The 24523-nt window shown below is 29.4% G+C and carries 28 protein-coding genes, 1 tRNA gene and 2 rRNA genes; 25 read left to right on the top strand and 6 right to left on the bottom strand.

All coding sequences use genetic code 11. The annotated features are described in order from the left end of the window. From KQI77_RS09415 to KQI77_RS09400, 4 genes are all read left to right on the top strand, one after another. Positions 1-527, top strand: a 23S ribosomal RNA gene (locus KQI77_RS09415); the annotation flags it as partial. A 65-nt stretch (positions 528-592) separates the two neighbouring features. After that, positions 593-709, top strand: a 5S ribosomal RNA gene (gene rrf, locus KQI77_RS09410). Positions 710-960: 251 nt separating this feature from the next. Beyond that, positions 961-1113, top strand: coding sequence for a hypothetical protein (locus KQI77_RS13040; protein WP_253289412.1), 153 nt, complete (start codon positions 961-963; stop codon positions 1111-1113). Positions 1114-1222: 109 nt separating this feature from the next. Next, entirely contained in the window at positions 1223-2011 is a 789-nt protein-coding gene (locus KQI77_RS09400) for an Rpn family recombination-promoting nuclease/putative transposase (RefSeq protein ID WP_216390167.1), read from the top strand. A 37-nt stretch (positions 2012-2048) separates the two neighbouring features. Here the strand turns inward: KQI77_RS09400 and KQI77_RS09395 are convergent, their stop codons facing one another. From KQI77_RS09395 to KQI77_RS09385, 3 genes are all read right to left on the bottom strand, one after another. Beyond that, positions 2049-2270, bottom strand: coding sequence for a DUF2922 domain-containing protein (locus KQI77_RS09395; RefSeq protein ID WP_216390166.1), 222 nt, complete (start codon positions 2268-2270; stop codon positions 2049-2051). Between the two features lie 21 nt (positions 2271-2291). Beyond that, positions 2292-2507: a DUF1659 domain-containing protein gene (locus KQI77_RS09390; protein WP_216390165.1), complete on the bottom strand. Its 216-nt coding sequence runs from the start codon at positions 2505-2507 to the stop codon at positions 2292-2294. A gap of 139 nt (positions 2508-2646) precedes the next feature. Further along, positions 2647-3960 (bottom strand): uracil-xanthine permease family protein, encoded by a 1314-nt coding sequence (locus tag KQI77_RS09385; RefSeq protein WP_216390164.1) that lies wholly within the window; start codon positions 3958-3960, stop codon positions 2647-2649. Between the two features lie 158 nt (positions 3961-4118). Between KQI77_RS09385 and KQI77_RS09380 the strand changes: the two genes are divergently transcribed. Then, positions 4119-4868 (top strand): peptidylprolyl isomerase, encoded by a 750-nt coding sequence (locus KQI77_RS09380; RefSeq protein ID WP_216390163.1) that lies wholly within the window; start codon positions 4119-4121, stop codon positions 4866-4868. Positions 4869-4889: 21 nt separating this feature from the next. Then, a complete protein-coding gene (locus tag KQI77_RS09375; protein ID WP_216390162.1) occupies positions 4890-5534 on the top strand; it encodes an epoxyqueuosine reductase QueH in 645 nt (214 codons plus the stop codon). On the opposite strand, the gene KQI77_RS09370 is transcribed toward KQI77_RS09375, so the two are convergent. Together KQI77_RS09370 and KQI77_RS09365 are read right to left on the bottom strand one after the other, a co-directional pair. After that, a complete protein-coding gene (locus KQI77_RS09370; protein WP_216390161.1) occupies positions 5509-6153 on the bottom strand; it encodes an HAD family phosphatase in 645 nt (214 codons plus the stop codon). The two genes, KQI77_RS09375 and KQI77_RS09370, sit on opposite strands and share 26 nt — an antisense overlap. Positions 6154-6494: 341 nt before the next feature. After that, positions 6495-6570 (bottom strand) — tRNA-Pro (locus KQI77_RS09365). Between the two features lie 315 nt (positions 6571-6885). Between KQI77_RS09365 and KQI77_RS09360 the strand changes: the two genes are divergently transcribed. The 3 genes from KQI77_RS09360 (at position 6886) to rsmI (ending at position 9893) form a co-directional block, all read left to right on the top strand. Then, entirely contained in the window at positions 6886-8145 is a 1260-nt protein-coding gene (locus KQI77_RS09360; RefSeq protein ID WP_216390160.1) for an NlpC/P60 family protein, read from the top strand. A gap of 138 nt (positions 8146-8283) precedes the next feature. Next, positions 8284-9045: a tRNA1(Val) (adenine(37)-N6)-methyltransferase gene (locus KQI77_RS09355; RefSeq protein ID WP_216390159.1), complete on the top strand. Its 762-nt coding sequence runs from the start codon at positions 8284-8286 to the stop codon at positions 9043-9045. 2 nt (positions 9046-9047) lie between these two features. Beyond that, positions 9048-9893, top strand: coding sequence for a 16S rRNA (cytidine(1402)-2'-O)-methyltransferase (rsmI, locus tag KQI77_RS09350; protein ID WP_216390158.1), 846 nt, complete (start codon positions 9048-9050; stop codon positions 9891-9893). A 293-nt stretch (positions 9894-10186) separates the two neighbouring features. Here the strand turns inward: rsmI and KQI77_RS09345 are convergent, their stop codons facing one another. Beyond that, positions 10187-10435, bottom strand: a complete 249-nt coding sequence (locus KQI77_RS09345; RefSeq protein WP_216390157.1) for an AbrB/MazE/SpoVT family DNA-binding domain-containing protein — start codon at positions 10433-10435, stop codon at positions 10187-10189. A 457-nt stretch (positions 10436-10892) separates the two neighbouring features. On the opposite strand from KQI77_RS09345, the gene KQI77_RS09340 reads away from it, so the two are divergent. From KQI77_RS09340 to KQI77_RS09265, 16 genes are all read left to right on the top strand, one after another. Next, positions 10893-11486 (top strand): DUF1836 domain-containing protein, encoded by a 594-nt coding sequence (locus KQI77_RS09340; protein ID WP_216390156.1) that lies wholly within the window; start codon positions 10893-10895, stop codon positions 11484-11486. Between the two features lie 75 nt (positions 11487-11561). After that, positions 11562-12407, top strand: coding sequence for a YihY/virulence factor BrkB family protein (locus KQI77_RS09335; protein ID WP_216390155.1), 846 nt, complete (start codon positions 11562-11564; stop codon positions 12405-12407). A gap of 102 nt (positions 12408-12509) precedes the next feature. After that, positions 12510-12851, top strand: a complete 342-nt coding sequence (locus KQI77_RS09330) for a single-stranded DNA-binding protein (RefSeq protein WP_216390154.1) — start codon at positions 12510-12512, stop codon at positions 12849-12851. Between the two features lie 502 nt (positions 12852-13353). Continuing rightward, positions 13354-13653: a DUF6514 family protein gene (locus KQI77_RS09325; protein ID WP_216390153.1), complete on the top strand. Its 300-nt coding sequence runs from the start codon at positions 13354-13356 to the stop codon at positions 13651-13653. 22 nt (positions 13654-13675) lie between these two features. Next, a complete protein-coding gene (gene acpS / locus KQI77_RS09320) occupies positions 13676-14047 on the top strand; it encodes a holo-ACP synthase (protein ID WP_216390152.1) in 372 nt (123 codons plus the stop codon). Positions 14048-14050: 3 nt separating this feature from the next. Beyond that, a complete protein-coding gene (locus KQI77_RS09315) occupies positions 14051-15544 on the top strand; it encodes an NAD(P)H-hydrate dehydratase (protein ID WP_216390151.1) in 1494 nt (497 codons plus the stop codon). Between the two features lie 61 nt (positions 15545-15605). Further along, positions 15606-16250: a germination lipoprotein GerS-related protein gene (locus KQI77_RS09310; protein ID WP_216390150.1), complete on the top strand. Its 645-nt coding sequence runs from the start codon at positions 15606-15608 to the stop codon at positions 16248-16250. Between the two features lie 202 nt (positions 16251-16452). Further along, the gene (locus KQI77_RS09305) at positions 16453-16683 is read left to right on the top strand and encodes a hypothetical protein (protein ID WP_216390149.1); all 231 of its coding nucleotides are present in this window, start codon (positions 16453-16455) and stop codon (positions 16681-16683) included. Between the two features lie 7 nt (positions 16684-16690). Continuing rightward, entirely contained in the window at positions 16691-17050 is a 360-nt protein-coding gene (locus KQI77_RS09300) for a type II toxin-antitoxin system PemK/MazF family toxin (RefSeq protein WP_301281683.1), read from the top strand. Between the two features lie 232 nt (positions 17051-17282). Continuing rightward, positions 17283-18107, top strand: coding sequence for a transketolase (locus tag KQI77_RS09295; protein WP_216390148.1), 825 nt, complete (start codon positions 17283-17285; stop codon positions 18105-18107). Next, positions 18107-19048 carry a transketolase family protein gene (locus tag KQI77_RS09290; RefSeq protein ID WP_216390147.1) on the top strand — a complete coding sequence of 314 codons (942 nt, stop codon included), beginning with the start codon at positions 18107-18109 and terminating at the stop codon, positions 19046-19048. The genes KQI77_RS09295 and KQI77_RS09290 overlap by 1 nt, the downstream gene beginning before the upstream one ends. 145 nt (positions 19049-19193) lie before the next feature. Beyond that, positions 19194-20042, top strand: a complete 849-nt coding sequence (locus KQI77_RS09285; RefSeq protein ID WP_216390146.1) for a YitT family protein — start codon at positions 19194-19196, stop codon at positions 20040-20042. 100 nt (positions 20043-20142) lie between these two features. Beyond that, positions 20143-20829 (top strand): cell division ATP-binding protein FtsE, encoded by a 687-nt coding sequence (ftsE, locus tag KQI77_RS09280; RefSeq protein ID WP_216390145.1) that lies wholly within the window; start codon positions 20143-20145, stop codon positions 20827-20829. Continuing rightward, the gene (gene ftsX / locus KQI77_RS09275) at positions 20819-21706 is read left to right on the top strand and encodes a permease-like cell division protein FtsX (RefSeq protein WP_216390144.1); all 888 of its coding nucleotides are present in this window, start codon (positions 20819-20821) and stop codon (positions 21704-21706) included. The genes ftsE and ftsX overlap by 11 nt, the downstream gene beginning before the upstream one ends. A 32-nt stretch (positions 21707-21738) precedes the next feature. Further along, positions 21739-22974 carry a S41 family peptidase gene (locus KQI77_RS09270; RefSeq protein WP_216390143.1) on the top strand — a complete coding sequence of 412 codons (1236 nt, stop codon included), beginning with the start codon at positions 21739-21741 and terminating at the stop codon, positions 22972-22974. A 13-nt stretch (positions 22975-22987) separates the two neighbouring features. Next, positions 22988-24274 (top strand): signal protein PDZ, encoded by a 1287-nt coding sequence (locus tag KQI77_RS09265; RefSeq protein ID WP_216390142.1) that lies wholly within the window; start codon positions 22988-22990, stop codon positions 24272-24274. Positions 24275-24523: the final 249 nt, after the last annotated feature.

Raw genomic sequence — 24523 nt, 5'->3', positions numbered from 1 at the left:
ACGAAAGTCGGGCTTAGTGATCCGGTGGTACCTCGTGGGAGGGCCATCGCTCAACGGATAAAAGCTACCTCGGGGATAACAGGCTGATCTCCCCCAAGAGTCCACATCGACGGGGAGGTTTGGCACCTCGATGTCGGCTCGTCGCATCCTGGGGCTGAAGTAGGTCCCAAGGGTTGGGCTGTTCGCCCATTAAAGCGGCACGCGAGCTGGGTTCAGAACGTCGTGAGACAGTTCGGTCCCTATCCGTCGCGGGCGTAGGAAATTTGAGAGGAGCTGTCCTTAGTACGAGAGGACCGGGATGGACTGACCTCTGGTGTACCAGTTGTTCCGCCAGGAGCACAGCTGGGTAGCTAAGTCGGGACGGGATAAACGCTGAAAGCATCTAAGCGTGAAGCCCACCTCAAGATGAGATTTCCCATAGCATAAGCTAGTAAGACCCCTTGAAGAACACAAGGTTGATAGGTCAGAGGTGTAAGTGTGGTAACATATTTAGCTGACTGATACTAATAGGTCGAGGGCTTGACCAATAAAAAAGGATATTAATTATATACTATGTGCAATTTTGAAAGAACAAAATTCTTTCAAGAGAATATCTAGTGATGATGGCATAGAGGAAACACTCCTTCCCATTCCGAACAGGACAGTTAAGCTCTATAGCGCCGATGGTACTGCACGGGAGACTGTGTGGGAGAGTAGGACGTTGCTAGGTTTGATAAAAAGAGTAACTAAGGTTACTCTTTTTTTGCTCTTTAGGAAATTATATTTTGTTTATATATGTATATAAGTAGTGTTAGAACATACTACCTAAAGAGCAAAAAAGAAAAATAGTGCCATGACACAGAACTCAAAACAAGTTTTAGAACCTGTAATAATGGCTAAATAAAATCTAAGGCTCTCCATAGTCGCCTTGGAGATTTTGTTCTGTCTATTAAACATGATACTAGAGCGGAGGTGGAATATATGACACTATTAGAGAGAGATAGAGAAAAAATTAGAGAAGGAAAAATTGAAGATGCAATTAATTTTTTAAAATTAGGAGTACCTTTAGAAATAATCATAAAAGCTACTGGATTATCAGAAGAAGATATAAGAAGCAGCTTAAGGAAAGAATAAATGAAATATTAAAAATAAATTTATAGTATAGAAAAAACTCTGAATATTTTGATATACTTAAGTTAATAATAAACAAATGATAAAATTAAGATAGCGAGGATAATTAAATATGGAGAAACAATTAATGGATTTGAATTTGGCAGATGATTTTTTGTTCGCAAAGGTTATGACTGATACTAGTATATGTAAGGAGTTTTTAGAGAAACTTTTGGATATAAATATTACTAGAATAGAAATGCCAGATAATCAAAAAACTATTGATTTACTTATTAGTGCGAAGGGAATAAGACTTGATGTATATGTTAAGGATGAAGCTGGAACTGTATACAATATCGAAATGCAACGAAGTGATAATAATAGAAACTTAGCAAAAAGAATAAGATACTATCAAGGAAATATTGATTTAGATTTAATAACAAAAGGTAAAGATTATAATGAACTAGTGAAAAGCTATATAATATTTATATGTACTTTTGATATGTTTAAACAAGGTAGGTATAAATATACATTTGAAACAACTTGTATTGAAGATAGTATGATAAAATTAAAAGATGATACTAATAAAATAATACTAAATACAAAAGGTACAATAAATGATTTAAGCAATGAACTTATAGAATTTTTAAAGTATGTTGAACATTCAGATGAAGAAACTGTAGAAAAATTTCATGGAACACTTGTAAAAAATATACACAAGAAAGTGTGTAGTGTTAAACATGATGTTAGAGCGGAGGTGGAATATATGACACTATTAGAGAGAGATAGAGAGAAAATTAGAGAAGGAAAAATTGAAGATGCAATTAATTTATTTAAATTAGGAGTATCTTTAGAAATAATCATAAAAGCCACTGGATTATCAGAAGAAGAGATAAAAAAAGCAATTGAAGAAAGTAAATAAAAAACATAGGAGCCTAGTTATAGGCTCCTACATCTTTTTAGTTAAATGAATAATTAGTTCTGGTTCTAGTTGTTAGTTCTGCTGATATCTTGCTAGTATAAGAACCATATTTTTTATGCTCGAATACATTGTTTGTTACAATTGTATCCATAAGATCAGATATCTGAGTTTCAGTAATATCTTCTTTTACATTATTTATAGTTAAAGTAGCTTTCTTTTCTGTTACAGTTAAGAATGTTAATACTAAAATATATTCCATAATAAATCCCTCCTAAATAAACTATTCTGATAATTGATTAGTTTCTGAAATAGTTATAATATCAGTAGTTTTAGACAAAATGCTTGAGATGGCATTAGCTACAGCTAAAATACTATCATCAGTAGCAGTTGGTCTTATATTAGAGAAGGATTGACTAGTTGTTACTGTCTTACCTTCTGAATTAGTAGATTTATTTATTAATGAAACTTTTTTTGTATCTAAAGTTCTGTTTGCCATATTTATCAACTCCAATTTTATATTTATTTTAGAAAGGTTTACTTGTTTGCCTTTCTAATAAATATATATGAGTTAAAATAAGAAATATTATTCATAATGAATAAATTGTATCACATATAACACAATAATTTATTAAATATTATATTTCTGAATTAAATTCATAGTCTCTACCAGGCATAATTAGGTTAAGAATTATACCTACTAATGCACCTGTTGCAAGACCAGATAAGCTTATAGTTACACTTCCTATGTTAAAGTTAATAGAACCTGCACTGCTATAACTTATTCCTATAGAAAGAACTAGAATAAGTGCTGCAATTATTATATTACGACTTTTTTCAAAATCAATATTGTTTTCAACAACATTACGTATTCCTACAGCAGATATCATACCGTATAGTACTAGTGATACTCCACCACAAGTTGCAGCAGGTATTGAACTTATAACTGCTTCGACTTTAGGTGAGAAAGAGAATATTATAGCTATAAATGCTGCTATACGAATTACTCTTGGATCATATACTTTAGATAGAGATAATACTCCTGTATTTTCACCATATGTTGTGTTAGCTGGAGCTCCAAATAGAGAAGCAAGTAATGTAGCAAGACCATCGCCTAATAGTGTTCTATGTAAACCAGGATCATGTATATAATTTCTATTAGTTGTAGAAGATATTGCTGATATGTCACCTACATGTTCAACAACTGAAGCTATTGCTATAGGAACTATTGTTAATATTGAAGTGACAATAAGAGAAGTATCAGGATTTTTGAATATAGCAAATACTGTATTATCCATGGTGAAAGGTACTCCTATCCAAGCAGCTTCTCTGATTGGAGTGAAATCCACTTCTCCTAAAAATATGGCGATAACATAAGAGGCTATTATACCTAATATAATAGGTATGATCTTTATCATTCCTTTACCCCAAATGTTACATATAATAACTACTACAATAGCAACTAAGGCTATTATCCAATTAGATGAGCTATTATCTACTGCGGATTTAGATAGTGATAAACCTATTGCAATTATTATAGGACCTGTTACTATAGGAGGAAAAACTTTCATTATTTTATTGATGCCGAAGCTTTTGATAAGTGCAGATAAAATAAAATATAAGAAAGAGGCACAAGCTACTCCTAGGCATGCATATGGAAGAAGCTCAGATTCTCCATTAGGAGCAATAGCCCAATAACCTGCTAGAAATGCAAAGGATGAACCTAGAAATGCTGGAACCTTAAACTTGGTAACAACGTGAAATAATAGGGTGCCTAAACCTGCAAATAATAATGTTGCAGATACACTTAAACCTGTTAGTGCAGGAACTAATACCGTAGCACCAAACATTGCAAATAAATGTTGAAAACCTAGTAGAAGCATCTTGGGAGTTCCTAGAACTCTTGCATCATAAACAGCTACATCAGTGTTTTTTTTCTTTTGTGAATTCATAAAATAAACATCCTTTCTTTAGTTAATCATAATCTAATTTATGCTAGTATAGTTTTATTTATTTGTCAATAAAAAATTATTATACATATTATTGAGAAGTTGATATAATGTATAGTGATTAAAAACATATAGTAATTAGGATGTAAAGGAGAAATAATATGGAAAGCAATAAAGTATTAGCAATAGTTGGCGGAACAGAAATAACAGAAGTAGATTTAAAGAGAATGATAGCTAGATATCCAGAAGATAGAAGAGCTTATTTTGAGAATGAAGCAGGTAAAAAGCAATTATTAGAACAAGTTATTTCATATGAATTAATGAGCAAGTTTGGAGAAGAATTAGGTTTAGATAAAAAGCAAGATTATCAAGATACATTAAAAGCTTTAGCAAAAGAATTATTAACTCAAGTAACTATTAATAAAGTATTATCTGAAGTAACTGTAACAGATGACGAAATATCAAATTTCTACAATGAAAACAAAAACATGTTTGTAGATGATGCAACTGTAACAGCAAAACATATATTAGTTGATTCTGAAGAAAAAGCTAAAGAAATAAAAGACGAAATAGCAAATACTGAACTTTCATTTGAAGAAGCAGCAAGAAAGTATTCTACATGTCCATCTAAAGAAGAAGGTGGTAATTTAGGTGCATTTAAGAGAGGTATGATGGTTCCTGAGTTTGAAGATGCAGCATTTGCAGCAGAAATAGGAGAAGTAACAGATCCAGTTAAAACTCAATTTGGATATCACTTAATTCTTGTAGAAGATAAAGGGGAAGCTAGAGAAAAATCATTTGAAGAAGTTAAAGATACTATTAATAACCAATTACTTCAACAAGCTTCTCAAAAGAAATACATGGACTTATTATCTGAATTAGAAGGTAAGTATGGAGTAGAAAGAAAATAGAAATCATTAGAGGGAAGTAGTATGAATCAAAATATAAATTATCAAAAGGAATTAGATAAGATACTAGACGGTATACAGAAGTCAGGAGAAACAAAAACATTATTACTTCATAGTTGTTGTGCACCATGTAGTAGTTATGTTTTAGAATATTTATCAAAATATTTCAAAATAACAATATTTTATTATAATCCTAATATTTATCCACAAGAAGAGTTTTATAAACGAGTAGAGGAACAGAAGAGATTGATAGCAGAGTTACCTACAGATAATAAAATAAACTTTATTGAAGGAAAATTTGATTCAGAACGATTCTATGATATAGCTAAAGGGCTAGAGAAGGAAAAAGAAGGCGGAGAACGTTGCTTTAAGTGTTATGAATTAAGACTAAGAGAAACAGCCTTGTTAGCTAAGAAAAAAGGATTTGATTATTTTACTACTACATTATCTATAAGCCCATATAAAAATGCTAAAAAATTAAATGAGATAGGAATTAACCTATCTCAAGAATACAATATTCAATATTTATTTTCTGATTTTAAAAAGAAAAATGGATATAAGAGGTCTATAGAGTTATCTAAACAATATAATTTGTATAGACAAGATTATTGTGGGTGTGTATTCTCTAAACAAGAAAGAGAAGCTACATTAGCTCGAAATAATCCATGATATATTTATCGGCTGTCTCCTCTAGAGCTTGTCTCTGGTATGAGGCAGCTTTATCATATACTGCAACTACTTTCATATTTGCAGCTTTAGCACCTCTAACAGCTTCTAATATATCTTCAAAGACAATACAATTTTGAGGCTCAACTCCTAGTTTGTTAGCTGCAAGTAAGTAAACATCAGGTTTATTTTTCCCATTAGATACTTCGCCAGTTGTTGTTATTGTTTCAAAATAATCTTTTATTTTGTTGTGTTCAAGTGTGGCATTTATAAGGGAATAGTTGTTACTAGTTGCTAAACCTATTTTTATTCCTTTGCCTTTTAAATAGTTCAGTATTTCACGGGCACCTTTTTTTAAAGGGATTATATTAGCATAATAGTTGTATGCTGAATTATTCCATTCTTTTAACATGTCTTCTTCTGAACTATTTATATTAAATCTTTTTTTGAAATATGTAGCACACTGTTCAAAACTTAAATGGTTAATTTCATCTTTTAGATTATTAGGGACTTGGAACCCCCTTGATGTGAGATAATCTATGTCTATTTGATCCCAAACCCACATAGAATCGATAAGTGTACCATCTAAATCAAATATTGCAGCTTTTATATCTGTAAACATAATCAGTTTCCTCCTAATACATGATAATATATAATGAACAATTTGAATAAATAATTAGTATAATGTTAATAATAATGAATAAACCAAGTAATATGAAAAAAATGTAGTATAATGAAGCCATAAAAGATGAAAAATAATTTTTTACATATTATTTTAGATTATAAAAAGGAGCGAGCAGTTATGGTAGTAGGATTTTTAATTGGATATTGTGTAGTTGTGGTTATTACTTTAGCTTTATGTAAAGCTTCTGGTAAAGAGAGAAAATATATTGAGAAAAATAAAAGTAATATATAATTATATAAATATTAAAAAAGGTAGACTATATAGTCTACCTTTTATTATGGTCGGGGTGACAGGGATCGAACCTGCGACCTCATGGTCCCAAACCACGCGCGCTCCCATCTGCGCCACACCCCGTAGCACACAAGCTGAATTATATCATAGGGAGAGCCATATGTCAAATTAAATAATATACAAGAAAAATTAATTTTGTCTTAAGAAATAGATGAAAAAGTTAAGATAATGTGGTATAATGTTTTTTGTAATGATAAATTAAGTTTTATTATACATGCAAATAAAAAGTCAAGAAAGAAAAGGTTAACATTCAATTAACATTTCTTTCCATTGAACAAAATTATTTATAATGCTATAATTTATTATGTAAATTTATAAAATATCACAAAAAATATTATGGAATTTGAAAGGAGGAATGGTCGGAGGGGACCAGATGTAATGAAAAAAAGATTATTAACTGCATTAGTAGCAGGAGTAGTACTAGTATCATTAACATTTCCAGGAACAGTAGTAAAGGCAGATCCAACTAATGTTGATGAAGCAAGAAGCGAATATGAAACGTTAAACAATAAGATAGAGGAATTAAATACTAAAATAGAACAATTAGATAATGAGATAAGTCCAATAGTTTCAAAAATGAATGAAAATGAGGATAAAATTAATACTCTTAATGAAGAAATAGATGAAACTAACGTACAAGTGGACAAGGCTAAGGAAGATATTTCTGAACAAGAAGAAGTATTAGGTAACAGACTTAGAGAAGTTTACAAATCAGGTGGAGAAGTAAATTATTTATCTATAATTTTTTCATCAAGTAGTTTAAGTGACTTGATATCAAAAGTTAGTTCGGCTAAAAAAGTTATTGAATTAGATAACGAAATGGTTGATGAATTAAATGATAAAAAAGCAGAACTTGATTCAAAGGTTGAATCACTTCAAACTAAAGCAGATGAGATTAAAGATATTAATAAAGAATTAAAGAAACAACAAGACGAAATTCAAGGAAAAATTGACGAACAACAAACAATTAAAGATCAAGCAGAAGCTGACCAAAAAGAATTACAAGAAAAATATCTTGATAAGTTTGAAAGAGAATTAGTTAATGACGCTGTAAATACAGCTAAAAATTCATCAAATTCATCAGATACTATAAATAGTGCAGTACAATTATTAAAGACTTATTTAGCACAATTAAAGAGTCCAACAGTAATAGATGAAGTTAATTCAGCTATATCAGCTGGTAAAACTAACTATAATACTGCTAAAAACAGAGAACAATCTGCAGCAGCAGCTACTGCAGCAGCATCAAGCAATAATACAGATAGAGGTTCTAGCGTAACTGGAATAACAGCAACAGGTACTGCTTCAGCCGTATTACAAGTAGCTTATAGTTTAGCAGGATTACCATATCAATGGGGTGCAACTGGTCCAAGCAGTTATGATTGTTCAGGATTTACACAATATGTGTACAAAAAGGCTACAGGAATAGACATAGGAAGAACAACTTATGTTCAAATAAATGCAGGAAAAGCAGTTTCTTATGATGAATTACAACCGGGAGACTTAGTATTCCCTCATGAGGGTCATGTTGGAATATACATAGGAAATGGACAAATGATTCATGCACCAAGAACTGGTGATGTAATTAAAGTTTCTTCTGTATACAAGTTTATGACAGGAAGAAGAATATTAAACTAAGATATTAGAATTTTAAGATGATTTCAGAGATGGAATCATCTTTTTTTACTCTTAAGGAAATTACATCTTTTTATATAATAAATAACTAACCTTTGATATAATAGAGATGCTACATTATTAATAATTAGGATGGTAACGATGGAAAAAGATTTTCAAAATATAAAGATATATGAAGATGAAACAATAGATGATTTACAATTAAAAGGATTAAATATTATTCAGAAAAATAAAAATTTTAGATTTGGAATAGATGCGGTGCTTTTATCACATTTTGCTAATGTGAAGAATGGAAGTAGGGTTATAGATTTATGCACTGGAACAGGAATAGTTCCATTATTATTGCTTGGGAAATATAATGCAAAAGAAATTGTAGGGATAGAAATTCAAGAACATATGGCAGAGATGGCAAGTAGAAGCATGCAATTAAATAATTGCAATGATACTATAAAAATATATAACAAAGATTTAAGAAATATTGAATTTTTAAAAAGTATAGGAAAATTTGATGTATTAACTGTTAATCCACCATATAAGTTAGCTCAATCAGGAATTGTTAATGAAATAGATGAATTAGCTATAGCTAGGCATGAAATAAAGTGTAATATAGAAGATGTAATATCTGCAGCAAAAGTTCTTCTTAAGGATAATGGAAGAATGTTTATGGTTCATAGACCAGAGAGGCTAATAGATATAATTGAAGCGATGAGAAAATACAGAATAGAGCCTAAGAGAATACAAATGGTTCATCCTAACGTAAAGAAGGCACCCAATATTATGCTTATAGAAGGTCAAAACTACGGTGGAAAATTTCTGAAATGGGATAATCCTTTATATGTGTATAATGAAGATGGAACATACACAAAAGAAATTGATGATATATATGGAAGAGGAATGGAATAATTATGGAAAATGGTAAATTGTATTTAGTTCCTACACCAATAGGGAACTTAAAGGATATAACTCTAAGAGCATTGGAAGTTTTAAAGAATGTAGATGTAATTGCAGCAGAAGATACTAGACAAACATTAAAATTACTTAATCATTTTGAAATAAAGAAAAGTTTGATGAGTTATCATAAACATAATGAAATGAGTAAAGGTGAAGATATAATATCTAAGCTAAAATCTGGGTTTAATGTTGCAATTGTAACGGATGCAGGTACACCAGGAATATCAGATCCAGGAGCTGTTATTGTTGAAAAATGTATTGCAGAAAATCTTGAATTCGAAGTATTACCTGGTGCTACTGCTTTTACAACAGCATTAGTTTATTCAGGATTAGATACTACTAAATTTGAATTTAGAGGATTTATATCAAGAGATACGAAGGAACGTAGAGAAACAATAGAAGAAATAAAAAATAGCAGAAATACAATAATAATATATGAATCACCATATAGGATTAAAAGTACTTTAGAATTGCTATTAAAAGAGTTGGGTGATAGAAAAATAGCACTTTGTAGAGAACTTACTAAGCTTCATGAAGAAATAATAAGAGGAAGCATAAAAGAAGTTATAGATGCAGTAGAAGATAGAAATATAAAAGGTGAGTTTGTTATTGTTATTTCTGGAAAAACTCAAGAACAAGTAGATGAAGAAAATAAAGAAAAGTGGGCAGATATAGATGTGAAACAACATCTTATAAACTTAATAGACGAAGGAATGACTAAAAAAGAAGCTATAAAGGTTGTTAGTAAAGAGAGAGGATTAAGTAAAAACGAAGTATATAAAATAGCTATAGATATTTAATTATACAGAAAAAAATGTAGAAAAAAAGTTGTTATAAAAAAATTACAGTGATTACTAATTTGAGACATGGTGACTTGAAATGTTAATTGTTTTGTCGATTTTTTTGCTATTATGATAGTTTTCAAAACTTGTTATAGCATTTTAAAATTTTATTTCTATAGGTATTATACTTTCGTATTGCATAAATATTATTTATGATTGCTATACTTTTATATAGGATTGAAGGTTATATAAAAGTATAGAAAAAAAGAAAGAGCATAAGGGGAATGCTCTTTCTTTTTTATAGATAAGAATTAAAGATTTGCGTTCTTCATTTCTTCAAGACAGTTCTTACAGATATTCTTACCTTTGTAGTTTATAACGTCTCTAGCATCTCCACAGAAGATACATGCTGGTTCATATTTCTTTAAGATGATTTGTTCACCATCTACATATATTTCTAATGCATCTTTTTCTGCGATATCTAAAGTTCTTCTTAATTCTATTGGGATTACAATTCTTCCTAGTTCATCTACTCTTCTTACTACACCTGTTGATTTCATATAAGTTTCCTCCTTGTTCTTTCATCTTTCGACATTTACCATACTATATTACCAAATCTGTAATTTACAGTCAACCTTAAAACGAAAAATATTTAAATAAACTCATCTTTTTTGTATAGAAATATGGTATAAGTAAAATATACTACCATATATTTCTAATGTCAATACTTTACAACAAAAAAGTATTACTGTTTTTTACAAATAAATAATGCTTTTTATATGTTTATTTTTGTAAAAAGTGACTTAAAGCTAGTAAATATCACATTTTCGCAAAATGAATTGCAAAAAATAAAATAACGAGTTTTAATATTATCTGTCGAAAACAAACAATAACACAAAAATGTTAAATATTCAAGAACAAAATGTAAAAAAGTATTATATTGATGAAAATAACTTGTAACAAGTTTTTTTATACTATATAATATACACATAATATCATGTGATGAGGTGAGGAAATATGGAAGGAAAAAAGGTTGATTCAAGCTATGTAAAAAAATTAGTTGAAGAAATGTCTAAGAGTAGTATGGTTTCGTACGACGAATTACCACAATATGATTTGTTTCTTTCACAGGTTATTGATTTTTTAAATGATAAGTTCGAAGAGGATAAATACACCAATAATATTGTTCAAAATTATATAAAAAGTGAAGTTATTTCAAAACCAGAAGACGGAAAGAAAAGAGGGTATACTAAGGTACATTTAGCACAACTAGTGTTATTAAGTTATATGAGACCTATTCTTACAACAGAAGAGATAAAAAAAGTATTTAGATTAGCATTTAATGAAATTAATGATAGAAGTGATGATATAATTTCATGGCAAGATGCTTATAAAATATTTAATGAAGTTCAAAAACAGAGCTATGATAGTTTCTTTCATTCGTCAGTTGCAAGTGAAGAAAAATTAGATGAGATAATGAAGAGCTTAGATTTAGATACTAAAGATGAAGAAAGAATAAGAGTGTTTATATTGGTTATTTCATTAGTGGCTCAAGCAAGTGTTATTAAGAAGTTAGTACAAAGATTAGCAAGAGAATATGAGACTGAATAATAATTTTGAGGCAATATGCATATAATAATACTATTGTGTTAGTATATATTATATATTGAAAAGAAAGGAGTTATAATGGGTAAAGGACATGATAAAGGCACTAATTTGAGATTGATAATTAAGCTAATTGTAAAAGTAAGAAAAGATGATATATTTGCATTAGCTTCACAATTAGCATATTATATGATTTTATCATTTATTCCATTAATAATTTTCCTTATTTCATTAATTGCATGGATTAATGTAGAATCGATTAATTTTTTATCTATTTTACAGGGTTTCTTACCTTCAGGAATATATAGTGTGGCAGAAACCATTATGAAGGAAATTATAAATGCTAGAAGTATGAGTTTAGTTGGAGGTTCAATTTTTGTTGCTATATGGATGGCATCATCAGGATTTAGAGCACTTATAAAAGGTATTAATAAGGCCTACAATTTAAAAGATACTAGATCTTATATAAGAAGAACTATTATTGCTTATATTGGTACAATAATATTTGCATTATCAATTATAGCTGCGTTAGCTGTTATAGTATTCGGAAGAGTAATAGGTGAACATTTACTTGCATTGTTGCCTAATGCTGAAATATTTCAATATATTTGGATTATGTTTAGATATGTAATAATGCTAGTGTTTTTAGTTATTATTTTTACAGCATTATATAAGTTTACACCTTGTAAGAGATTTAAGTTAAAAGAAGTACTTCCGGGAGCAATTGTTAGTGCGTTAGGATGGTTGATTTCTTCTTTTGGATTTTCTTACTATGTTAATAATTTTAATAACTATACCAAATTTTACGGAAGTTTGGCTGCTATATTTATAATGATGTTGTGGATGTTTATAACTTCTATGGTTATAATTTTTGGAGTAGAAGTTAATTCAGTGTTAGTTAACCACAAGGAAGAAAATAATATTTAAAACAAGTATAAAAAAAATAATATTGTCAATAATACTGTAATGTGAGAAATGTTTATTAAGTAATTATAGAAAGGAGTTCCTGTATTATCAGGAATTGAGTGTATGAATAAGATAGTATTAGTTGGCAGACTTGTGAGAGATCCAGAACTTAAGTTTATAGAAGATATTGATAGATATTGTGCACATATTACATTAGCAGTTGATAGAAACTTTAAAGATGTAGATGGTAATGTCAAGGCAGATTTTATACCGGTTACTATATGGGGAAAGAAAGCTGAGAATTTGTGCAAGTATACTAAAAAGGGTAGTTGTATAAGTGTTAGTGGAAGAATAAGAACAGGAAGCTATAAAGATAAAGAAGGTAACATGAAGTATATAGTAGAAGTAATCGGTGATGAATTTAAATTTATTAATACTGGAATAAAAGAAGAAAAAATAAATTAAATATAGAATTAGATTATAAAGTGGAGCTTTAACTTAAGGGGTTTTTATAATATCTTAGGTTAAAGCTTTAATTTTTACTCTTTAGGGAATTATATTTTGTTTGTAGTTGAGGATAAGTATTTTAGATGTAGTACTTGCTACTACCTAAAGAGTAAAAAAATAGTTCCATGATAGAACAGAACACAAAAAAACAAGTTTAGTAACCTGTCGTAAGGTTCTAACAAAATCGACAGCTCCATAAAGTCGCCTTGACGATTTTTTATATACCAAAAAAGAACAAGATGTAACAGAAAATTAACAAAAAATCAATAATTATAAGGCGAATGTTCACAAAATATGCATAAAAAATAAGGATAAAGAAAGAAAAATATAAGTTGATGTCAGTATTTTAAGAAATATTTTTCTAAACAGAGTATAAAATATGACAAAAAAGTATTAATGATTATGTTAATATTTGACTTGTGCAAAGGTTAAGGGATTTGCACATGAAGGGGGAAGAAAATTGAGAATAGTAGAGACAAAGGATATAAGTGTGAAGATTAATGGGAGAGAAATGCAATATGTATACAGATTATTAGTAAAGGATTATAATAATAAAAAGGTATATGGATTGGAAGTAGAGAGAAGGGATATAAATAATAATCAAATTGTTAATATTGAGAGAGAAAACATAGAAAAAATATCAAGTGTAAAGAGCAAAGTAAAAGAAATGTTAGATATATTATATAAGGGGATTGTTTCACCTATACATGTTGTCGATATATTAGGGGAAGAGATTGATAAATGTATAGCTGAAATCTAAAAACAAAAGAGGTGCTAAAAACATGATTTCTGGAATTGGCGTAGATATAGTGAAGGTAAATAGATTTGATAAGATAGTTAATAGAACTCCGAGTTTTGTAAAAGGGGTATTTACAGAAAGAGAGATAGAATATATTTATAGTAAAACTAATAAGTTTGAAACTATGGCTGGTATATTCGCAGCAAAAGAAGCATTTTCAAAAGCAATAGGTACAGGAATAAGGGGATTTAAACTTACTGATATTGAAATAGTACAGGATGAATTAGGAAAGCCGAATATTATATTAAATGATAATGTAATTAGTAAGTTTAACTTATTAGAAAGTAATATAAAAGTTTCTATATCACATAGTGATGAAAATGCAATTGCGTTTGTTGTTATTGAGGAGGAGTAATTAATGAAGGTATTATCAGCTATTAACACTAAAAAGGTAGATAGTTATTGTATAAATAATATCGGTATACCAAGTATAGTTCTTATGGAAAATGCGGCAGAACAAGTAAAAAAAATCATATCTAATAAAGGAAATCATTTTTTGGTATTATGTGGGGAAGGAAATAATGGTGGCGATGGACTTGCTATTGCAAGAAAGTTGTTTATGGAAGGTAAAGAGGTATGTGTGGTCATATGTAATGGTACGGGCAAGAGAACAGAAGATTTTTTGATTAATTATAATATCTTAAATAATATAGGGGTAGAGATATTACAATTAGAAGATATAATCGAGAGAGAGAGTTTTGAAAAGAAGATTTGTTATTATGATGTAATTATAGATTGTATATTTGGTATAGGGTTAAATAGAGATATAAAAGGAAATACTTACAAATTAATTGATATGATTAATAAGAAAGCTAAATATAAGGTATCTGTGGATATTCCATCTGGAATAGATGGAAATACAGGTATGATAAAAGGAATATGTGTAGAAGCAGATAAGACTGTAACTATAGAGACATATAAACAAGGTTTTTTCTTAGGGGAGGCATGCAACTATTTAGGGGAAATAGATGTAGTTAAAATAGGTTTTTTACAAAGTGTGATTGATAAGTTTTCAGAGGGAATAGATATATTGGATAAAGCGGAATATGAGAATATGATAGTTTGTAGGAAAAAGAACGGGCATAAAGGGGATTATGGAAAGATACTTATACTTGCTGGATCTAAAAGATATACTGGAGCTGCATATATAGCGTCAGAAAGTGCAGTTAGATCTGGTGGAGGACTTATAACACTTATTGCAGATAATGATATAAAAGAAATAATGCAGACAAGACTTACAGAGGCTATGGTTATAGATTATGAAGATAAAGATTTAGAAAAATTAATTAAGACAGCTGACATTATAGCCTGTGGTCCAGGTCTTGGACAAACAGAAAAAAGTAAAGGTATACTAAAGAAGGTTATAGATGAGAGTGAATGTAATTTGGTAATAGATGCAGATGCAATAAATATAATAAGCAAAGATTCCGAACTTTTAAAACAGGTAAGAGGAAGAGCTGTATTTACTCCACATTCAGGTGAGATGGCTAGACTTACAGGCAAGAGTATAAAGGAAGTAAATGACAATAGAATAAATATATGTAGAGAATTTGCAAAGATAAATGATGTTGTTGTTCTATTGAAGGGGTATAAAACAATAATTGCGAGTGAGAGTAGATGTATAGTTAATCCTACAGGAAATAGCAAGATGGCTACAGGGGGGATGGGTGATTGTCTTACTGGAATGATTGCCGCACTTATAGGACAAGAAAAAGATATATTTATTGGAACCATATTAGCTGCATACGTTCATGGATTAATAGGAGATGAATTAGCTAAAGAGAGATATTCGATAAATGCTAGAGATATAATAAAATTAATACCAGAAACACTTAATAAATTACAAAGATAAAAGAATATTTTTTCTGCTCAAATAATAATAGTTAATATTAAGGATATTTGGGGAGGAAATTATGAATAAGATTAAATGTATAAAGGTAGCATTAATATTACTTATTCCTTTTATTTCTATAATAGCAATAATAGAATTTAGACATATGATTATTCCAACAAATAAAGAAATAATTAAAAATATTATTCTCAATAAGGGATATAAAACATTAGCCGAAGTTAGTGTATGTAATGAATTACAAAACCAGAATGAAGATGTAAAGTTATATTATAAGAGGAATGTTGGGCATAGAATAGATTTTATTAACTTAAATATATCTAAGATATATTCAGAAAATAATATAGAAGTAAAAGAAAACGAATATGTATATAGTATTGATAGAGAAAAAAATGATATATATGCTTTTTTGTTTGTAGAGAAATTGCTACAAAAAGATGTTGAATATATTAAGGAAAAAAGTGAGGAATGGGGAGATATAAAATATATAGAAATAATGGTTAATATAGATAGTGATAATAGTAATTTTAGTAAAGCAAAGGTGTATATAAACAAAAAAGAAAGAAAACCTATTGTTACTAAAATATATGATAAAGAGGGAAAAGAGAGAATTATTATAGTTTACAAAAAGTTTAGTTATTCCAAAAAGATAAATAGCAAACAATTCAAATATGACAAAGATGGTGCTAGTAATATGGCACCAGTCTAAATTAATAAAATAGCCATAAATCATATAATTAGTAGACTTTTTCAGCATATAATATGAGAAATATATGTACATAGATTATAAGGGCAAGTGTATATAACAAAATGTAAAATAACTATTAATTCGTCAAAAATCTTTGACATGTTGACATAATTTGTAATATAATCTACTTAAATCAACTCTTTGATTTTAGGAGGGACTAAAAATGTCAACTTACAGAGAAAGCAAGGATGCTTATAAAAAAAATCTGAAAACAGAAAAAAAATGTAAAGATTGTGACGAAGAAATAATAGAATGTAATATAGACAATAATTTTATAGAAATAATGAAAAAGGGTTATTTAGAAATGGCAAACTTGAATTTACAGCTTGCAATTGATGATGAAAGTGAATTAGTTGATGCTAAATATTACGAAACATGGCTTAGTGGAGAGTGATTTTTAAATGACTACTATGGTTGTAAAAAGAGGGGATATATTTTATGCAGATTTAAGTCCAGTAATAGGTTCTGAACAAGGCGGAATTAGACCTGTAATAATTATTCAGAATGATATAGGAAACAGATATAGTCCAACAGTAATAGTTGCTGCTATTACTTCTCAAATAAATAAGGCAAAGTTACCAACACATGTTGAGATATCATCAGAAGAGTACGGCTTAAATAGAGATTCAGTAGTACTATTAGAGCAAATAAGAACATTAGATAAGAGAAGGTTGAAGGAAAAAATAGGTCATATGACTGATAAAGATATGAATAAAGTAAATAAAGCATTATTAATAAGTCTTAATTTAGATAAATATTGATTTAAATAGACTCCTGTATATTTATGAAAAAGTACAGGAGTCTATTTCTTTGTAAAATTATGCACTAATTAGTATAGCACATATAATGAATTAAAGTATACTAAATAGATAATAATATAAAAAAGTACTATATTTTATAGCTGATAATGTGTACAAAGAGATAATAGTGTGCTACAATAAATTAGGAAATCACATTAGAATCAAAACATTTTAGAAGTCTAGGAGGAATACTATGAAAAAGAATAAAGAGGAACTAATAGAAATTTCTAAAGTAATTAGAAAAGATATAGTTAAAATGTTAACAGAATCAGGATCAGGTCATCCAGGTGGTTCACTATCAGCAGCAGATATTGTAACTACACTTTTTTTTAATGAATTAAATATCGATCCAAAAAATCCTAGGTGGGAGGATAGAGATAGATTTGTTTTATCTAAGGGTCATGCAGCACCAGTTTTATATAGTGCTTTAGCAAGAAGAGGATATTTTGATCCAGCAAAACTATTAACACTTAGAAAGATAGGTTCTGATTTACAAGGACATCCTAATATGAATGATATTCCAGGAATAGATATGTCGACTGGATCATTAGGACAAGGAATATCAGCAGCAGTAGGAATGGCACTTGCAGGAAAAACTGATAATAAATCATATAGAGTATATGCACTTCTAGGCGATGGTGAGCTAGAAGAAGGTCAAGTATGGGAAGCAGCAATGTCAGCAGCTCATTATAAGTTAGATAATATGATGATTTTTGTTGATTTTAATGGATTACAGATAGATGGAGAGGTTACAAAAGTAATGAATCCATCACCTATAGATAAGAAATTTGAAGCATTTGGATGGAATGTTTTAGTTATAGATGGACATAATTATGATGAAATATTAGATGCTATAGAAAAAGCAAAACAACATAAAGGACAACCTACAGCTGTTATTTGTAAAACAGTAAAAGGTAAAGGCGTGTCATTTATGGAAAATGAAGCTTCATGGCATGGAACTGCACCAAGTAAGGAACAATGTGCACAAGCAATAAGTGAATTAGGAGGAGAACAATAATGGGAAATAAAATAGCTACTAGAGAATCTTATGGAAAAGCATTAAAATCACTAGCTGAAACTAATAAGAATGTTGTAGTTTTAGATGCTGACCTTTCAAAATCAACAAAAACTGCAGAATTCAAATCAGTAGCAGCTGATAGATTTTTCAATATGGGAATAGCTGAAGCTAATATGATGGGAGTAGCAGCTGGTATGTCTACTTGTGGAAAAATACCATATGTAAGTACATTTGCAATGTTTGCAGCAGGTAGAGCTTTTGAACAAATTAGAAATTCAATATGTTACCCTAATTTAAATGTTAAGATATGTGCAACTCATGCTGGTTTAACAGTAGGAGAAGATGGTGCAACTCACCAAGCAATAGAAGATCTTTCATTAATGAGAAGTATTCCTAACATGACAGTAATTAATCCAGCAGATGATATAGAAACTCAAGCTGCAATAAAAGCTATAGCAGATTATCAAGGACCTTGTTATGTAAGATTAGGTAGAATGGCTGTAGCAAATGTAAATGATGAGAACAATTATAAATTTGAAATAGGAAAAGGTGTTAAGCTAGCTGATGGAAAAGATATAACTATAATTGCTACAGGAATTATGGTTGAAGCTGCATTAGAAGCTAAGAAGATATTAGCTGAAGATGGAATTGAAGCAGGAGTAATTAATATTCACACTTTAAAACCTATAGATAAAGATATAATTATAAATGCTGCAAAAGAAACAGGAGCTATTGTAACCGCAGAAGAACATAGCATAATTGGTGGATTAGGTTCAGCTGTAATGGAAGTAGTAAGTGAAAACTATCCAGTTCCAGTATTAAGAGTTGGAGTTAAAGACGTATTTGGTGAAAGTGGTAAGCCACAAGAGTTGTTAGAAAAATACGGCTTAACAGCAAAAGATATAGCTAATAAAGTTAAAGAAGCAATAAAGTTAAAATAACACACTCAATATATATTAAAAAGGTTGCTATTAGTAGTTTTTAACTTCTAATAGCAATCTTTTTTTACTCTTCATTGAATATTTTTAGGGAATATAGGCATTCTATAAATGTAAATAATTTTAAGAAAGTGTGTGTATTAGAAATATGAAGATATTTAGAGAATGGGTTAATATAATTATCGGAGTGATTTTAATAGCTATATCTATTGAATTGTTTTTTGTGCCTAATAATTTAGCTGGGGGTGGAGTTACAGGGCTAGCAATAGTTTTAAATAAATTATTTCCTTTTATGAGTGTGAGTATTATAACGCTTATATTTAATGTTTTTTTGTTTTTTATAGCATTTAAATTATTAGGAGGAGAATTTGGGAAGAAAAGTGTTATTACTACTATATTATTATCAATTTTTATGTATATAATAGAGAAGGTTATGGGAGATTATGTTATTACCAAGGATATCCTTATAGCTACTATATTTGGAACTATAATATCAGCCCTTGGAACTGCAATTGTATTTAATAATAATTCATCTACAGGTGGAACTGATATTTTAGCGAAGATATTACAGAGATTTTTTCATGTTAATATAGGAATGGGATTGCTTGTAATTGATTTTTTGATTACAATAATAGCTATGATTGTATTTGGAATAGATAGTGGGTTGTATTCAGTTCTTAGTGTGCTTATTTTGGGTATGACTGTTGATCGTTTTATAGATGGATTTAATTCAGTAAAAGAAGTATTTATCGTAAGCTCTGAATACAAAGATATTTCAGTGTATATAATGAATGAGTTAGATAGAGGTTGTACATATTTAAATGGAGAGGGAGCATTTACAGGCAAAAGTATTAAAATAATATATACTCTATTAGGAAGAAATGAATTTATTAAACTAAAAAAATACCTACAAGATAATAATTCTGATGCAATAATAAGTGTATGGGAATCTTGTGAAGTTATGGGAAATGGATTTCGTAACATTTCTGAAATGTGACTAATTTATTAATAAATTAAAATAATTTCGTGAATTGATGTGCTTATGTTATAATAATAAATAGAGTTAAAACTTATGAATTTAATAAGGAGATTTTGAAATGATAAAATTTAGCAAAGTATCAAAGATGTATGATAATAATGTAAAAGCATTATCAGATATAAATATAGAGATAGAAAAAGGAGAGTTTGTTTTCTTGGTTGGACCATCAGGAGCTGGTAAGTCTACTTTTATTAAAATGCTACTAAAAGAAGTAGAGCCAACAACAGGGCAGATAGTTGTTGGAAAAGTTGATTTAAGTAAGTTGACTAGAAAGAAAATACCATATTATAGAAGAAAAATAGGTATGGTGTTCCAAGATTTCAGGTTGATACCGACTTTGAATGTATATGAAAATGTTGCTTTTGCTATGAAGGTTGTAGAGGCTTCTCCAAAAGAGATAAGAAGAAGAGTACCTATGGTATTGTCATTAGTTGGATTGTCACATAAATATAAAATGTTCCCTAGTGAACTATCAGGTGGAGAGCAGCAAAGAGTTTCACTTGCTAGAGCGATAGTTAATAATCCTTCTGTACTTATAGCTGATGAACCTACAGGAAATTTAGATCCAGATACAGCAAAAGAAATAATGGAATTATTAAATGATATAAACAAAGCAGGAACTACAATACTTATGGCAACACACGCAAAAGATATTGTTGATAGCATGAAGAAAAGAGTTATTGCTATTGAAGGTGGAGAAATAGCTAGAGACGAAAAGAGAGGTATGTACGAAGATGAAAATTAATACAATAAATTATTTAGTAGGAGATGCTTTTAAGAGTTTAAAGAGAAACAAAACTATAAGTATAGCATCAGTATTAACTGTTTTAATTACATTTTTAGTTTTAGGAATATTTTTATTAATTGCACAAAATGCTAATTTGATGATTGATGGACTTCAAGATAAGATTGAAATTCAAGTTTATTTAACTAAAGATATTAAGCTTGTAGAAGAGAGAGAAATTCAAGTTAAAATAAAAGAACAAGCTGGTGTAGAAAAGGTTACATATGAATCAGCAGAAGATGCTTATAATAAAGTTTTAGAAAGCAATCCAAATTTTTTAAGTGGATATACATTAGAAAAAAATCCATTTCCAGCATCTTATATAGTTAAGATAAGTGATGCAGATAAGATTGATGATATTATAAAGGCTATAAAAGATTTGCCAGGAGTAGAGTCTATAGAAAATCAACAAGATATAGTAGGAACTATTCAGAGTATTGTAAAAGGAACTAGAATAGTAGGTATAGTATTATTTATTGTTTTAATTGCTGTTTCTGTATTCTTAATAATGAATACAACTAAACTTACTGTTTATTCAAGAAGAAAAGAAGTAGGAATTATGAAGTTTGTAGGAGCAACAGATTGGTTTATTAGATGGCCATTCATAATAGAAGGAATGGTAATTGGATTAACTGGTGCCTTATTATCTTCTTTTGTATTATTTGGTTTATACAAGGTAGCATTAAATAAACTTTTATCAGCATTAGTTGTAACATCAATTACAGTTATTGCACCAAGTGCTGTGCTTACAGTAATGCTATTTGAATTTGCATTAGGTGGTATTATTATTGGAGGAATAGCTAGTTTCTTAGCTCTTAGAAAATTCTTAAAGGTATAAAATTGTAAAGTTTTAAAGGGGTTTAGAATAATATGGAAGATGAAAAAAAAGGACAATGTAAGAAAAAAGTTATAAAAACTGTTTCTTTACTTCTTATAGTTGGAGCAAGTTTCTCTGTAGGAAATCTTGCGTTTAAACATGGAATAATTATAGGAAAGAATCGTGGCGATTATAAGTATGCATTAAGCATTGCTGAAAAATATCCTGAGTTTACTACTTTATTTGAAGTAAGAGATGATATAGAGAAGTTGTATGATGGCGAAATAAATTCAGATTTACTAGCAGAAAATGCAACTAAAGCTATGACAGAATCTCTTGGCGATAAATACACAGTATATATGAACAAAGATGAGTATAATGATTATCTTTATTCAGGATCTGGATATCATTCTGGAATAGGTGTATATGTTAGGGTAAATAATGAAAATAAAGTCGTGGTTATTGGATTTGTTGATGGCGGAACAGCAAAAGATGCTGATATACAAGTAGGCGATGTTGTGAAAACTGTTGATGGTGTGGAAGTTGGCAGTGATTTAGATAAAGCTGTTTCACTTATATCAGGTAAAGAAGGCACATCGGTAAAATTAGGACTAGATCGTGAAGGTGTAGGAACTGTAACTACAGAAGTTAAACGTACAAAATTAGAAACTACTTCAGCAACAGGAAAAATGATAGCAGATAATATAGGATATATAAGCTTACAGAACTTTAATAAGAATTCTTCAAAACAGTTCTCTGAGGAGTTAGATAAATTGTCCCAGTCAGGAATGAAAGGGCTTGTATTAGATTTGAGAAATAATGGTGGAGGATATCTTGATGAAGCTATAAATATAGCATCTGAGTTTATACCAAAAGGAAAAATAGTGACATATACAATTGACAAGAATAAGAAGAAAATATTCTATAAGTCAACAGGTGAAGATGTGTTAGATATACCTGTTACAATATTGGTTAATGAATATAGTGCAAGTGCATCAGAAGTTTTAACTGGAGCATTAAGAGATTATGACATTGCTGAAACTGTTGGAGTTACTACTTTTGGTAAAGGTATAGTACAAGAAATGTTCCCTTTATCACAAGGTGCTGGTGGTCTGAAGGTTACTGTTTCAAAATATTATTCTCCTAAAGGGAAGAATATAAATAAGGTTGGTATTAAGCCAACATATGAGGTTAAATTAGCTGATGGTGTGACAAGTAAGGATTATTTAACTGAATCAGATAATCAGCTTGAAGAAGCTTTAAAGGTAACACAAGAAAAAATAAAGTAGGGGATGTATATATATGGATTTAGCAATATATACACTAAAATCATTAGCATATATAGTAGTTCAACCATCTTTAATATTGATGCTAGTAATAGTATCAATATTATTCTATTATAAGAATAAAAAGTTAGTTGGAATTCAGAAGCTAGTAATTGGCTGCGAATCAAGATCAGCATTAGAAATTACATTAGCACAAATTGCTTTTGGTATGTTGTTTGGAATACTAGTAAGTTTAGTTTTAATGATGTTAGGTATAACGTTTAATGAGAATTCAGGGATAGAATATCTATTTCTTTTGTCGATATTGATGACATTTATAAGACCTAGGTTTGTATGTTTCTCATATTCAGGTGCGGTACTTGGACTTATAGGTCTTATTGTTAAACTTTTAAATGGCCAATTTGGGTTTAATATAAAATTCTTTGATATTGATATATTATGTTTAATGACCTTTGTAGGTGTAATGCATATATTAGAAGGTTTTTTAGTTATTATAGATGGAGAAAAAGGCTCTATACCTGTGTTTTCTAATAAAGATAATAAAATAGTAGGTGGATACGCCTTTAGCAGATATTGGCTAGTGCCTATTGCTATATTTATTGCTGTAAGTAGTATGCAGAATCAAGGCGCAACAGTTGATTTAAATACTCCAGCATTTTGGCCAATATTAAAGACTAAATATATATTAAACATAATTGCAACTTGTATGTTGTCGGTTTTACCGTTTTTTGGTGTGATAGGATTTTCAACTGTTACATTTACGAAGACAAAACAGAAAAAAATTAAGTCTACTGGTGCATATATTATTGGATTTGGTATAATACTATCATTGATAGCTCAAATATGTAGAATAGGTGTGGTAGGAGAAGTTATTACTGTTATTCTTGCCCCTTTATTACATGAATTTATGCTTAGAATTCAGAATGTAAAAGAAGACAAGAATAAACCATTGTTTTATAGTGAAGAACATTCCATATGTGTATTGGAAGTTATTCCGTACTCAGAGTTTTATGCTAAAGGAATTGTTCCAGGAGATAGAATTATAAAGCTTAATGGTGAATATGTTCAATCTGAAAAAGAATTATATAATTCTTTTAGAAGTGGATTATCAGTGATTGAATTAGAAGTACTGAAGATAGATGGAGAACATAAGATAATATCTATAGACTTAAGTAATAAAGACAGAGTTAAGATATTATTTGTTCCTATAGCAGTAAAAAAAGAAGAAGTAGTTTCAGTTGGAGGAACAAAATTTTCAGATGTTTTGGATGAAGCTAAACAAGACAATCAGATAAATGATTAGGGGGACTTGAATAAGTCCTCTTTTTTTACTCTTTAGGAAATTATATTTTGTTTGTAATTGTGGAGAAGTATTTTAGATATAGAGTTTAAGTAATGCTAGAGTTATATTCCTAAAGAGTAAAAAAGAAAAATAGTGCCATGACAGAACCCAAAAACAAGTTTTTGAACCTGTCATAATGGCTAAAAAATCGATGGCTCCATAAAGTCGCCTTGGCGATTTTTTTAACTCTTTATGAAATCATATTTTGTT

The sequence above is a fragment of the Clostridium sp. MSJ-8 genome, from assembly GCF_018918325.1.
In the GTDB taxonomy this organism is placed as follows: domain Bacteria; phylum Bacillota; class Clostridia; order Clostridiales; family Clostridiaceae; genus Clostridium.
Note: the sequence above shows the minus strand (reverse complement) of the source record. Positions and strands in the feature narration are given on the sequence as shown.